This window comes from Bacteroides sp. AF25-38AC (genome assembly GCF_003602995.1).
GTDB classification, from domain to species: domain Bacteria; phylum Bacteroidota; class Bacteroidia; order Bacteroidales; family Bacteroidaceae; genus Bacteroides; species Bacteroides uniformis.
Map to the genome: position 1 here is coordinate 117,601 of NZ_QTMD01000001.1, position 12,479 is coordinate 130,079.

Annotated in this window: 13 protein-coding genes; 11 read left to right on the forward strand and 2 right to left on the reverse strand. The window is 47.8% G+C overall.

Annotated features, from left to right (window positions below; translation table 11 throughout):
- Positions 1 to 26: 26 nt before the first annotated feature.
- The 8 genes from DWY55_RS00630 to aat all read left to right on the forward strand — a co-directional run bounded on the left by DWY55_RS00630 (position 27) and on the right by aat (position 6,885).
- On the forward strand, positions 27 to 506 hold the full coding sequence (locus DWY55_RS00630; RefSeq protein ID WP_005826499.1) for a copper resistance protein NlpE N-terminal domain-containing protein: 480 nt from the start codon (positions 27 to 29) through the stop codon (positions 504 to 506).
- Between the two features lie 160 nt (positions 507 to 666).
- Positions 667 to 1,101, forward strand: a complete 435-nt coding sequence (locus DWY55_RS00635) for a DUF6078 family protein (RefSeq protein ID WP_008663796.1) — start codon at positions 667 to 669, stop codon at positions 1,099 to 1,101.
- 503 nt (positions 1,102 to 1,604) lie between these two features.
- Positions 1,605 to 2,054 (forward strand): DUF1016 N-terminal domain-containing protein, encoded by a 450-nt coding sequence (locus DWY55_RS00645; RefSeq protein ID WP_009036640.1) that lies wholly within the window; start codon positions 1,605 to 1,607, stop codon positions 2,052 to 2,054.
- On the forward strand, positions 2,044 to 2,901 hold the full coding sequence (locus DWY55_RS00650; RefSeq protein ID WP_057252729.1) for an SDR family NAD(P)-dependent oxidoreductase: 858 nt from the start codon (positions 2,044 to 2,046) through the stop codon (positions 2,899 to 2,901). Before DWY55_RS00645 ends, DWY55_RS00650 begins: the two co-directional genes overlap by 11 nt.
- 42 nt (positions 2,902 to 2,943) lie before the next feature.
- Entirely contained in the window at positions 2,944 to 3,633 is a 690-nt protein-coding gene (locus DWY55_RS00655; RefSeq protein ID WP_117749306.1) for a glycine zipper family protein, read from the forward strand.
- A gap of 32 nt (positions 3,634 to 3,665) precedes the next feature.
- Positions 3,666 to 3,977: an ATP-dependent Clp protease adaptor ClpS gene (locus tag DWY55_RS00660; protein ID WP_117878011.1), complete on the forward strand. Its 312-nt coding sequence runs from the start codon at positions 3,666 to 3,668 to the stop codon at positions 3,975 to 3,977.
- Between the two features lie 12 nt (positions 3,978 to 3,989).
- Positions 3,990 to 6,230, forward strand: coding sequence for an AAA family ATPase (locus tag DWY55_RS00665; RefSeq protein WP_117878009.1), 2,241 nt, complete (start codon positions 3,990 to 3,992; stop codon positions 6,228 to 6,230).
- A gap of 4 nt (positions 6,231 to 6,234) precedes the next feature.
- The gene (aat, locus tag DWY55_RS00670) at positions 6,235 to 6,885 is read left to right on the forward strand and encodes a leucyl/phenylalanyl-tRNA--protein transferase (protein ID WP_005835880.1); all 651 of its coding nucleotides are present in this window, start codon (positions 6,235 to 6,237) and stop codon (positions 6,883 to 6,885) included.
- A gap of 90 nt (positions 6,886 to 6,975) precedes the next feature.
- Here aat and DWY55_RS00675 read toward each other — a convergent pair whose 3' ends face one another.
- Entirely contained in the window at positions 6,976 to 7,833 is an 858-nt protein-coding gene (locus DWY55_RS00675; protein WP_117878007.1) for an MBL fold metallo-hydrolase, read from the reverse strand.
- A gap of 58 nt (positions 7,834 to 7,891) precedes the next feature.
- Positions 7,892 to 9,487, reverse strand: a complete 1,596-nt coding sequence (locus DWY55_RS00680; protein WP_117878005.1) for a sensor histidine kinase — start codon at positions 9,485 to 9,487, stop codon at positions 7,892 to 7,894.
- A 451-nt stretch (positions 9,488 to 9,938) separates the two neighbouring features.
- Here DWY55_RS00680 and DWY55_RS00690 point away from each other — a divergent pair, with 451 nt between their 5' ends.
- Genes DWY55_RS00690 through DWY55_RS00700 form a run of 3 tightly spaced genes read left to right on the forward strand, consistent with a single transcriptional unit; the run spans position 9,939 to position 12,478 of the window.
- Positions 9,939 to 11,567, forward strand: a complete 1,629-nt coding sequence (locus DWY55_RS00690; RefSeq protein ID WP_165859500.1) for an RluA family pseudouridine synthase — start codon at positions 9,939 to 9,941, stop codon at positions 11,565 to 11,567.
- 38 nt (positions 11,568 to 11,605) lie between these two features.
- Positions 11,606 to 12,076 carry a GNAT family N-acetyltransferase gene (locus tag DWY55_RS00695; RefSeq protein ID WP_035449481.1) on the forward strand — a complete coding sequence of 157 codons (471 nt, stop codon included), beginning with the start codon at positions 11,606 to 11,608 and terminating at the stop codon, positions 12,074 to 12,076.
- Between the two features lie 12 nt (positions 12,077 to 12,088).
- Positions 12,089 to 12,478: a VOC family protein gene (locus DWY55_RS00700; RefSeq protein ID WP_008663810.1), complete on the forward strand. Its 390-nt coding sequence runs from the start codon at positions 12,089 to 12,091 to the stop codon at positions 12,476 to 12,478.
- The last annotated feature ends 1 nt before the right edge of the window (position 12,479 follow it).

The window sequence follows — 12,479 nt, forward strand, 5'->3', positions numbered from 1 at the left end:
TATAATTAACTTAAACCATTAAAGCAATGAAAAAAGTAATGATGATTGCAGCCCTTGCCGCTGCATTGGTATCCTGCCAATCAAAAGGAACTCAGAACAATGACGCCGTCGCCATGGACGAAAGTGTAATGGCTGTTACCGGCAATGACTCGTCTGCCGTAGCCGTATACGAAGGAATCCTTCCCGCCGCCGACGGTCCGGGCATCCAGTATGTATTGAGCGTAGACAGTGTAGGTCCCGACGGAGAAAGCGGCTACACGCTGGTAACAACTTATCTGGATGCCGAAGGCCCCGGAAAGAACAAGAGCTTTACTTCCAAAGGAAAGAAAGAAGTTATCCAGAAAGACGTCGACAACAAGAAGAAAACAGCCATCAAGCTGACCCCGAACGACGGGGACACTCCGGTGTACTTCGTAGTAGTGAACGACACAACCCTGCGCCTTGTCAACGACAGCCTGCAGGAAGCAGTGAGTGACTTGAATTATGACATCATCCAGGTGAAATAGTCCATCCATACTTATAAGAAAGAACGGTACAGCCGGAATTACTGAATTCAGTGGTTCCGGCTGCTGTTTTTTCAATGAGGGGGCATTTCAAACAAGAGAACAGAAGGCTATATCAAAAAGTTAGTGCTATCTTTGTCGCTTCATCAAAGTATATATAAACATGAAACATTCTTCCGAGAAACCTTTAGCACCTGCCAACTACTCACGCTGTTTCAACAACCAATGCCCGAAAGCCGACAACTGCCTGCATCGCTTAGCCGCCCTTCGCGATACCCCCGAGTACCCGTCCATCCGCATCATCAATCCACTGTGTATTCCAGAGGATAGCAGCCAATGCGCCTATTTTCAATCGACACAAAAGATACATGTCGCGTGGGGAATCAGCCACTTGCTCGATGAAGTTCCCTACAAGAATCTCCAACCTCTGAAAAGCCAGTTGATAGCCCATTTCGGCCGCGGAAAATACTACCGCTTCTACCGGGAAGAATCTTACCTTTCCCCCGAAGACCAGAACTATATCCGCAGAACTTTCCACCAATACAACATTCCGGGAGAACCGGCTTTCGACTCTTACAGCGAGGAATACAAATGGTAGAAAGGTAATCTTCAGCCCCCTTTTCATATCATTTTATCACTGAAAATATAGATAACACTTTAGTTCACAACGGTGAACACTTTGTTACAACAGTAAGAAACAAAGTGTTCACATACTATGAAACAAACTGTTTTCTTTAACGGAACAAACTGTTTCCTACTAATGAAACAAACTGTTCTCCATATTGAAACAAACCGTTCTCCTTAGGGAAACAGACGGATTCCCTTTTGAAGCCCTACAAGGGGAATAATTATCGCCTGCGAAAATATAGGAGGAAATACAGCGACATAGTGCGATACCTATTCTCTGCAAAACGGGTGAACGTGTTCGGGAGGATATTGCAGCAACACGGGATGAGGTAAAGGAAAGAGAGGGGGAGATGGTATATTGTGTGGTAAAAGTGGAGAGGTAGAAAAGACGGAAAGGATTACAGTTGAAATAAATTCTTTTTCTTAACTTTGTGAAATAGAAACATCGAATATGACGATGAAGAAAATAAAAAGATGAAAACAACACTATCTATAAATCAACCGTTCAAGGATTGGGTAAACCACCTAAAACAAGACATTCGTAGTGCACAGATTAAAGCGGCTGTACGCGTGAACAGCGAACTGCTTCACCTTTACTGGCAACTGGGGGCAGAAATTATAGAACGGCAGAAAGAAATGACTTGGGGAAGCGGATTTCTCGAAGAGTTGAGTCGTGAGCTGATGGCAGAATTTCCTGATATGAAAGGGTTCTCATATAGAAACATACGCAGTATAAAGCAGTGGTATCTATTTTATAATGAGCCATATACAATTTGGCAACAAGTTGTTTCCAAATTAGGTGAAGAGAAATTTTTCTCCATCCCTTGGGGGCATCATCTCTATATCATCTCCCAATGCAAGGAAGTGAACTTATTCGGAGAAAGACAGTTAAACAATAAAACCGGAAACATATATGGCCGATAATTATCTTGAAAATCAGTACGAGCAATACCGGGCACGCAAAGCAGCTTGGGAGAAAGCGAAAAAATCCGGTAAGGCACAAACGCTACATAAGCCGACACTTCCTCTCAAAAAAGGCGGAAAGAAAGTGTTCGTTACCGGAGGTGCAGGAGGTATTGGCAAAGCCATTGTAGAAGCTTTCTGCAAGCTTAATTACCAAGTAGCCTTTTGTGACAAGAATGAACTGAAAGGGCAGCAAACCGCCCAAGCCACCGGAGCACAATTCTATCCCGTCGACCTAAACAGCAAAGAAGCATTGGAACTTTGCCTGCAAAATATTTTCAAGGAATGGGGGGATATTGACATCATTATAAACAATGCCGGCATCAGTGAATTCTCTCCCATCACAGAAACGAGTGTGGAGACTTTCGATAAAATATTGTCTGTGAATTTACGTCCGGTGTTCATTACTTCACATGCGTTGGCAGTACACCGCAAAAGTCAAAACAACACGAATACCTACGGAAGAATCATTAATCTCTGTTCTACGCGCTATCTGATGAGTGAACCGGGGAGTGAAGGATATGCAGCTTCCAAAGGAGGCATCTATTCGTTGACGCATGCGTTGGCTTTATCGCTTGCAGAGTGGCACATCACGGTCAACTCCATCTCTCCGGGCTGGATTCAGACACACGATTATGAACAATTACGGGCAGAAGACCATTCGCAACACCCCTCCGGACGGGTTGGCAAACCGGAAGATATTGCCCGTATGTGCGTATTCCTATGCCAAGACGAAAACGACTTCATCAATGGCGAAAACATAACCATTGACGGAGGCATGACCAAAAAGATGATTTACTGGGAATAGCCCTTTTATAAAACAATCTGCCCAACATAATAATTATAGGATATGAACATGAAAAAGTCTTTTATAGGAATCCTGGCAGCAACCATCATCCTCAGCGGATGCGGCACAAGCCAGATGGCTGCAGGCGACCCTAACGCAGTGCTCGCAGGAGCTGCCATCGGAAGTAATGTAGGCGGTGCCATCGGCGGGCTGATAGGTGACAGTAACGGAGGCTGGCGAGGAGGATACCGGGGTTCCGCCATCGGCACCATCATAGGAACCATTGCGGGAGCTGCCATTGCCAATGCAGCCACAGCCCCCAAGAAGCAGGAGGAGTACAGCTACCGGATAGAAAGGACACAGCCCTATCCCCCACAATCCGGAAGACAGCCGCAAGCATCGGCCATCGACCACTTGAGGATACGGAATATACGTTTCATTGACGACAGCCGCAACCACGTCATCAATTCGGGCGAAAACTGTAAAGTGATTTTTGAAATCATGAACGAAGGAAACAAAACAGCCTACAACGTAGTGCCGGTGGTGGCGGAAACCACGGGCATGAAGCGTATTTACATATCGCCGTCGGTCATGATAGAGCAAATAACTCCGCGCAACGGTGTGAAATACACCGCCAACATCAGTGCCGGAGAACGGATAAAGACGGGTAACGTCACCATACGCATAGCCATAGCCGACGAGTACGGAGACGAATATGACTGGCAGGAGTTTTCGTTGCCCACACAACGGTAGAACAATGTCTTAACAGTAGTTTTTAAAAAGAAATGGAACAACAGCAATCTTCTTTCAAAGAAAAAGAACGCATAGAACTACGGGAACCCCGACGCTTTAAAGTCACCATCTACAATGATGACTTCACCACCATGGAGTTTGTGGTAAAGGTACTCACCACCGTCTTTTACAAATCATCGGTAGAAGCGGAAACACTGATGCTGCAGGTGCACAAGAGCAACTCCACGGTAGTGGGCATCTACTCATACGACATCGCCCACTCCAAAGTACAGAAAGCCACCCGCATGGCACGCAATGAAGGTTTCCCCCTCCGGCTCACCGTCACCCCGGAGGAAGAAGAATAAGAAAGAAACAATATGGATATAAAAAATACGATATTCGTAAACCAAGCATTCGCTTCCGCACAAAGAAAAGCCGAGTCTTACCGGCACGAGTTCATCATGCCCGAACATCTGCTGAGCGCCATTCTGGAACAGGAACCCTTTATCAACACCCTGCAAGATACCTTCTACAATTATGTGGAGCTCAGCATCTCACTGGAAAACTATCTGACGGAAGAAGTGGAAACTATCCCCGACAATGTGGAATACGAGTTGGGACTTTCCGTCCAGCTCAGTTCACTCCTGCAACATGCCTATATGGTGACAGAGTATTCCAGCGCCGAAGAGCTGGGTGTTCCCCATCTGATACAAGGCTTGCTGCAACTGGAAGATTCCTGGGCATGCCATTTTCTAAAGGAAGCAGTCGGCGGCGACCTGCCCGAATTCCTCAGTCTGCTCATTACCCACTACGAAGAAGCGGAGCTGGCAGAAGAAGCAGGCGGTGTACAATCCCCCGATGAACAAGAGAAAACAGAACCATGGCGTAACTACGTGACCTGCCTCAACGACCGCCTGGCAGACCACAACCCGCTTATCGGCAGGGAGATGGAGTTGGAGCGAACCATACAAGTGCTCTGCCGCAAAGAAAAGAACAACCCGTTGCATGTGGGCGAACCCGGCGTAGGCAAAACAGCCCTTGCCTATGGGCTTGCCGCCCGTATCGAAGCGGGCAACGTCCCCGAACGGCTTGCCGGTTGCCGCATCTACGAGCTGGACTTGGGCAATCTGCTGGCAGGCACGCAATATCGCGGCGATTTCGAGAAGCGGTTGAAAACCATCATGGAGGGCATAGGCCGTGAAGGACACGCCATCGTCTACATCGACGAGATACACAACCTGATAGGCGCCGGACGCACGGGCGAAGGCTCTATGGATGCCTCCAACATGCTGAAACCCTATCTGGAAACCGGGGCAATACGTTTCATCGGCTCTACCACCTACGACGAGTACAACCGCTACTTCGCACGCAGCAAGGGACTGGTACGCCGCTTCCAGCAGATAGACATACTGGAACCGAGCATTGAAGAAGCCATACATATCGTAGAAGGCCTGAAAGAGAAATACGAAACCTACCACGGCGTCACCTACGAGCCCGACGTCATCCCCTACGCCGTAAAGGCAAGCGCCCGCTACATCAGCGACCGTTTCCTGCCCGACAAAGCCATCGACCTGGTGGACGAAGCAGGAGCTTACCGGGAAATACATCCCACAGACTCCGGAGAACAGACCGTGGACAAGGCACTGATAACCGACATACTGGCACGTACCTGCAAAGTCAATGCCCTCGCCATGAAAGAGGACGACACCACCGCCTTGGAAAGCCTGCACGAACGCATCAGCTCCCGCATCTACGGGCAGGAAGAAGCCGTCCGTCAGGTGGTGGAAGCTGTGCAAATGTCCAAAGCCGGACTGCTGGACGAAAACAAACCGCTGGCAAGCCTGCTCTTTGTAGGCCCCACCGGAGTAGGAAAGACCGAAGTTGCCAAAGTGCTCGCCGCCGAGCTGGGCATCGCCCTGCAACGTTTTGACATGAGCGAATATACCGAAAAGCATACCGTAGCCAAACTGATTGGCTCGCCTGCCGGCTACGTGGGTTACGAGGACGGCGGCCTGCTGACCGACGCCATACGCAAGACCCCAAACTGCGTGCTACTGCTCGATGAGATAGAAAAAGCCCATCCCGACGTATTCAACATCCTGCTGCAAGTAATGGATTATGCCGTACTGACCGACAACAAAGGACGGAAAGCCGACTGCCGACACGTGGTCCTCATCATGACCTCCAATGCCGGAGCACAATATGCCCGCCAAGCGTCCATCGGCTTCAACAGTCAGGTCACCGCCGGAGAAGCCATGCTGAAACAAGTCAAGAAAACCTTTAAGCCCGAATTCATCAACCGCCTCTCTGCCACGGTGGTCTTCCATGACATGGACCGCCCGATGGCATCACTTATCCTCGACAAGAAACTCGGAGAACTAGGCAGCAAGCTGTCTTCCCGCCAGGTGGAAATGGTATTGAGCCAGGAAGCACACGAATGGCTGCTCCAACGGGGTTTTATCCCCGAATACGGCGCCCGGGAGATGGACCGCGTGATAGCCGCCCACTTGAAACCCTTGCTGATGCGCGAAATTCTGTTCGGTACATTGAAGGCAGGAGGAAAAGTCCGCGTGCAAGTGGAAAACGGAGCATTGAAACTACAACCCGCAACCGAATAACGATATGGTCTTTCAACTGACGGATAAACTTGCTTTCCCCGACCCTCACTACGGCGACCCCGACGGGTTGCTCGCTGTGGGCGGTGACCTATCCATTGACCGCCTCATCCTGGCGTACTCCAACGGCATCTTCCCCTGGTACGCATTTCGGGAAGAACTGATACAATGGTGGTGCCCGATGGACCGTTTCGTCATCTTTCCGGACGAAATCCATATCTCCCACTCCATGCGTACGCTCATCAACAAAGGAAAGTACGAAATCACCTTTAACGAGGCTTTCGAAGACGTCATACAAACCTGCGGAGAATTGCGGATGGAACAAGAAGGAGCCTGGCTCGGAACGAAGATGATGGAAGCCTATACGCACCTGCACGAACAAGGATTCGCCGCCAGCGTGGAAGTATGGGAAGAAGAGCAATTGGTAGGTGGGCTGTACGGAGTGACCCTGGGACGTTGTTTCTTTGGAGAGAGCATGTTCTCACTCGTTCCCAGCGCCTCGAAGCTGGCCCTCATCCATCTGGCCCAATTCTTCAGGGAACATGGAGGCGTCATGATAGATTGCCAGTTCGAAACCCCTCACCTCAAAACAATGGGAGGCAGGCACATCAGTTACGACGAATATATGACATACATCGAACAAGACTGCCGCTTCTAAAAGTAAAAAGGAATAACGAGGGGCTCAGAACTATCCGCGCCTAAATATAGCATAATGAAAGTACTCATATACTTTTGACACTCTCCCATTCTATTTGAAGGCCGGAGCAGGAAGATGCATACCTGCCATCGTCAATTGGTTGTCCTTGGCATATTGGAGGAAATACTTGCGTGCTTTCACGGCAGCTTCCTTATCCATATCATAGGAAGCGCAGTATTCCGGATGCTCCAACTGAAGGGCCGCACCATGGATGAGGTCACCAATCACCAGTAACTTGCCACTCTGGAAAACCGTATGACCGGGAGTATGACCGACTGCCTCCATGGCAACCACATTGCCCGGCAAGGTATCGCCAAACTCAAACAGATGCAGCCGTTCCTTATAGGCATCCATCGTCTTTACGACCTGCGCCTTCCTTTCGGCAGGCATTGCCATCCAGGCATCATATTCCACTTTTGATGCGCACACTTCGGCATTCGGGAAGACTACACTGTCTCCCTTCATCATTCCACCGATATGGTCGCCATGGAAATGGGTAAGATACAGATATCCAATATCTGCCGGAGAGATACCCAAAGATTGTAATCCGGGCAACAGACGACTGCCGGGAGCTCCCATTCCCGTATCAAAAAGGATACGGATACCATTCGTATCTACCAGGAAGGTGCTCATGGAAGAAGGAATACCGCCTTGAAGCGACAAACTTTCCATCAATTCATCGCTTGCATCCGGGAAAATCGTTCTCGGCATCAAATGCTCACCAGCATTATCCTGAATCCAAGTGGCCTGCACTCCCTCCAGTTGCAAGGTCTTTACGCCACTGCATGTTACACCGACACTATCCATACTTACATCTTCATTTGTTTGTTTCTTTGTCCTGCTGCCGCAACCCGCCATCAGCAATGCTGCTGACACAACAACCAGGCACGTCCATGTCTTGTTTTTCATCGGTACAGAGTTTTTTATCCATAAATATTGAAGTTCGCACAAATATAGGCAAATAAAATCATCCGGCACACGGATGCCTGAACCAAAAACGGCTACCGACTCCCAATTCCGACTCAGCACCGATAGTCCCGCCAAGATGCTCAATGATACTTTTACAGATGGACAAGCCTAAACCCGTGCCCTTCGCAAAGGTATTAAGCTTTACAAAGCGGTCGAACACAGTAACCACGGCATCCGGAGCAATACCCATACCGGTGTCCGTCACAGAAAACTCTATCTGACCGGTACCTTCCACCGGATGATATTCCAAAAGGATCTGCCCTTCACTGGTGAACTTCAAAGCGTTGTTTATAAAATTGGTGACCACCTGCATCAGACGTTTCTTGTCGGTATAGATACGGTAATCGGGCAAGTCGGGAGCCAACAGAACCGGTACAGCCTTGTCTTCCTTTATATCATAGTTGCGCATCACGTCCTTACAGAAGTCACTGACATCCACATACCCCATATTATAATCAAGTGTTCCCGCTTCTATCTTTGCCAAATCCAGAATGTCGGATATCAGTTGCAAGAGCAGTTCCGTATTCTCCTGCATGATGGCAAGGTATTCCTGGCGTTCTTCCCTATCGTCCAGTTCGGCAATGATGCTTGCAAAACCGACAATGGAATTGAGCGGAGTACGGATTTCATGACTCATATTGGCCAGGAAAGCAGACTTCAAGCGGTCCAGATGTTCTGCCTTATCCTTGGCGACCCGCAATTCCTCCTCTATCTTTTTCTGATGGTCGATATCCACACTGGTAATGACATGCGCCATCTGCCCGTCCACCCAAGCAAAGGCTGCACTGAACACGCGAAACCAACACTTGTCAAATGGCCGTTGATAATCCCACGAATAGACTTTGGTGGGGTGTCCGTTTTCATCTATCAAATGCCTCTTTGGGCAGAACTCACACTCCCCCGTCTTGTTCGAGTAGAGGGCCTCCCAGCATTTTTTCCCCCAGAAATGCTCGATACCGCCATATGGTTCCACCATAGACCTATTGGCATACAACATATCGTGGGAATCGAAAGAGTTGACGTAAATATCAACGCCCATATTATTCATGATACTGCCTAATGTATTGCTGGCCCTCACTTCCCTTTCCTTATATTCCCTGACCGCAATTTCCTTAGAGAACGAGCCCAGCAAGAGATGAATGATTTGCAACTCCTCTTCCGTGAGATAGGTCTCTTCCTCCCTGCCTGCAAAACCTATGAATCCGATGATTTTACCCTCAGTATCTTCAAAATGCCTGATTAACAAAGAATCCTCACCGTAGAAATCAAGAATGTCAATATCGTCCCATGAAGCATCCGCATTTCTGTTTCCATAGAAAGGTTTATCCCGGGCTTTCATGGCATCGACATGCTCCTTTTTCAACTCTCCCATATCGAAACGAGGTTTCATAGTCCCACCTTCATTTCCAATCGTTTCTTTCAATAAGAAATAACGGAATCCGTCAGTCTGATAGATAAACCCTTTCGTAAAGTCATAGTAGTTGCAGAAATCGGTCAACGATTCAATAACTTTCCTTTTATTGGGTTCATTGCTATTCAACCGTTCTAAAAAATGAAGCAAGAATATGTTTAAGTTCTCTTTGTTTTTGCCCATATAATCTTTTGAAAAGCTTTAAGGCGCTAATATACAACTTTTTAAAGAGAAATAAGTTTCTTTTATATATCCAGGAAGTTTAAAAAACAACCATTCTCCAATAAAACAAAAAAGGCAATAACTTAATTTATTTTACAAGTATCACTAAGACAAAAGCTCTTCATCCGTATTCATACGACGGCATAACATCTAAAGTATACAAAAAGAAGTCTATGGAAGAAGAAAATATCCGAGACAGATTAATAGTCATTTTTTAAGGATAACAGAGTTGCCAATTTATCAAAAACAAAGTTAATTCACACATATATACATATTTGTATAAACGGAGAATAAGTAAAACTTTCCCAAAGATGTTTTTTTCTTCATAAGCGATACAACCTATATACAACGAAATAAAGATTTGCAGTACAAACGGTCTGTTATGAGAGAAATATAGTATCTTTGCAACATCATGTTGCACCGTTTTACTACTTCCATAACCGACATTCCGCTTCCGGAAAGGTTCACCTATCCTTTCTGCTATACTCCGCACCCATTATGTATATTGGCAGCCAAAGAAGTACAAAGCTATCTTACCCGACAAACTGCATGGAAGGACGAACTGCGCCAAGGCAAAATGTTCGGGGTACTGATTGTACAAACCGAGCATGGAGAAACCGGATATTTAGCTGCATTCTCAGGCATATTGGCCGGAAAGAACCTACATCCCTTTTTTGTTCCTCCCGTATATAACTTGCTACAGCCACAAGGCTTTTTCAAGATAGAAGAAGAGAACATCTCTTCCATCAACCGCAACATCCGGCAACTGGAAAATGACAAAGCATATGCCGCCTTATCAGCAGAGCTTGCCCGGACCATTCAGTCAGCAGAAAACATACTGGCAACAGCCAAAGCACAGTTGAAAGAAGCCAAAACAGCCAGAGAACAGCGCAGAAAAGAAAAAGAACTCAATGCGCAGGAAGAAGCCGAACTGATACGGGAAAGCCAGTTCCAAAAGGCAGAATATAAACGCCTGGAACGTTCATGGAAAGCAAGGATTACCACACTGCAAACGCAGACAGAAGACTGGGAAAGACGGATTTCAGCATTGAAGTCTGAACGTAAAACCCGCTCTGCAGCATTGCAGCAAAAGCTATTCGAACAGTTCGGGATGCTGAATTACCGGGGAGAAATCAAGAATCTCTGTGAGATATTCGGGCAGACCGTGCACAAGACACCTCCTGCCGGTGCGGGTGAATGTGCGGCCCCCAAACTGCTGCAACAAGCTTATCTGCACGGATGGAAACCTATTGCCATGGCCGAATTCTGGTGGGGTGATTCCCCCAAGACAGAGATACGCCATCACGGCCACTATTATCCGGCTTGCAAAGGAAAGTGCGAACCTATACTGCAACACATGCTGCAAGGTCTACAAGTAGAGGAAAACCCCATGTTGAAAAGAATGCAGGTACCCTCCAAGAATCTGGAGATTGTTTATGAGGACCCATGGCTTTCGGTCATCAACAAACCGGCAGGAATGCTGTCTGTTCCCGGCAAGGAAGATGCAGTCTCCGTCTATAGCCTGATGCGTGAGCAATATCCCGAAGCTGACAGTCCCCTGACGGTACATCGTCTCGACATGGCCACTTCCGGTTTAATGCTCATTGCCAAGACCAAGCGTGTACACCAGAACCTGCAGGCCCAGTTCAAGAACCGCCTGGTCAGGAAACGTTATGTCGCATTGCTCGAGGGTATTGTCCCAAAGGACAAAGGTACGGTCGACCTCCCGCTTTGCCTGAATCCACTTGACCGCCCACGGCAAATGGTACACACCGAACACGGGAAGCCCGCCATCACCGATTATCAAGTTCTGGAACGTCTGGACGGGAAACGGACCCGTATCGTTTTCTATCCGCGCACGGGAAGAACCCATCAGCTACGTATACATGCAGCACACCCGCTTGGCTTGCACTGCCCCATCATCGGTGATGAACTTTACGGGGAGAAAGCAGACCGGCTTTATCTGCATGCCGAATACTTAGAATTTACCCACCCTATAACGGGAGAAACCGTAAGGATTACCAAAGAAGCCGAATTCTGACTGTCTACTGATTAATAACCAGCAAAGTAATGCAATAAATGATGATACTCCGACCTACCCCACAAGATTATGACGAACTGTTGACCGTCTGGGAAGCCTCTGTCCGCAGCACACACCACTTCCTGGCAGAAAAGGATATACAGTTTTACAAACCGCTGATAAGAGAGCAGTACTTTCTTGCCGTAGAGCTTTACATCATCCGCAACGAAAAAGAAGAAATTGCCGCCTTTATGGGACTGAGCGATGAACTCATCGAGATGTTGTTTGTCCGTCCTGACCAACAAGGTAAGGGATACGGAAAACGGCTCATGGAGTACGCCGTCCACCAAAAACACATCCACAAAGTGGATGTAAACGAGCAGAACGGACAAGCTTGCCGATTTTACCAACATATGGGATTCCAAGTGGCCGGCTGGGACGAAACCGACCCGACGGGAAAGCCTTTCCCTATTCTGCACCTGCAATTACCAACCCCACCACAGATTACTCAGATTGAACACAGATTATAATTTAGCAAACTTATGAAGATACATCACATCGCCATCTGGACCTTCCGACTGGAAGAGATGAAAGAGTTCTACACACGTTACTTCAACGGGAGCAGCAATGAAAAGTACATCAACCCCCAAAAAGGATTCGAATCTTATTTCCTTCACTTCGATGAAGGAACGGATTTGGAACTGATGAGCCGTACGGACATACAGAATACCCCTATTGAGGAAAACAGACTGGGACTGACCCACTTTGCCTTTGCCTTCGACAGCCAGGAAGCTGTCCTCCGACAGACAGAACGGCTACATACAGCGGGATATACCATCGCAGGAGAGCCCCGTACCTCCGGCGACGGATATTTTGAAAGTGTCGTCCTCGACCCGGACGGTAACCGTATAGAATGTGTATTCAGGGCATAGT

What these genes read in the sequence shown, in the direction of transcription:
- DWY55_RS00690 (WP_165859500.1), top strand. Translation starts at nt 9,939, where the DNA reads ATGTTGCACCGTTTTACTACTTCCATAACCGACATTCCGCTTCCGGAA.
- DWY55_RS00630 (WP_005826499.1), top strand. Translation starts at nt 27, where the DNA reads ATGAAAAAAGTAATGATGATTGCAGCCCTTGCCGCTGCATTGGTATCC.
- DWY55_RS00700 (WP_008663810.1), top strand. Translation starts at nt 12,089, where the DNA reads ATGAAGATACATCACATCGCCATCTGGACCTTCCGACTGGAAGAGATG.
- aat (WP_005835880.1), top strand. Translation starts at nt 6,235, where the DNA reads ATGGTCTTTCAACTGACGGATAAACTTGCTTTCCCCGACCCTCACTAC.
- DWY55_RS00645 (WP_009036640.1), top strand. Translation starts at nt 1,605, where the DNA reads ATGAAAACAACACTATCTATAAATCAACCGTTCAAGGATTGGGTAAAC.
- DWY55_RS00660 (WP_117878011.1), top strand. Translation starts at nt 3,666, where the DNA reads ATGGAACAACAGCAATCTTCTTTCAAAGAAAAAGAACGCATAGAACTA.
- DWY55_RS00675 (WP_117878007.1), bottom strand. Translation starts at nt 7,833, where the DNA reads ATGAAAAACAAGACATGGACGTGCCTGGTTGTTGTGTCAGCAGCATTG.
- DWY55_RS00680 (WP_117878005.1), bottom strand. Translation starts at nt 9,487, where the DNA reads ATGGGCAAAAACAAAGAGAACTTAAACATATTCTTGCTTCATTTTTTA.
- DWY55_RS00695 (WP_035449481.1), top strand. Translation starts at nt 11,606, where the DNA reads ATGATGATACTCCGACCTACCCCACAAGATTATGACGAACTGTTGACC.
- DWY55_RS00650 (WP_057252729.1), top strand. Translation starts at nt 2,044, where the DNA reads ATGGCCGATAATTATCTTGAAAATCAGTACGAGCAATACCGGGCACGC.
- DWY55_RS00665 (WP_117878009.1), top strand. Translation starts at nt 3,990, where the DNA reads ATGGATATAAAAAATACGATATTCGTAAACCAAGCATTCGCTTCCGCA.
- DWY55_RS00655 (WP_117749306.1), top strand. Translation starts at nt 2,944, where the DNA reads ATGAACATGAAAAAGTCTTTTATAGGAATCCTGGCAGCAACCATCATC.
- DWY55_RS00635 (WP_008663796.1), top strand. Translation starts at nt 667, where the DNA reads ATGAAACATTCTTCCGAGAAACCTTTAGCACCTGCCAACTACTCACGC.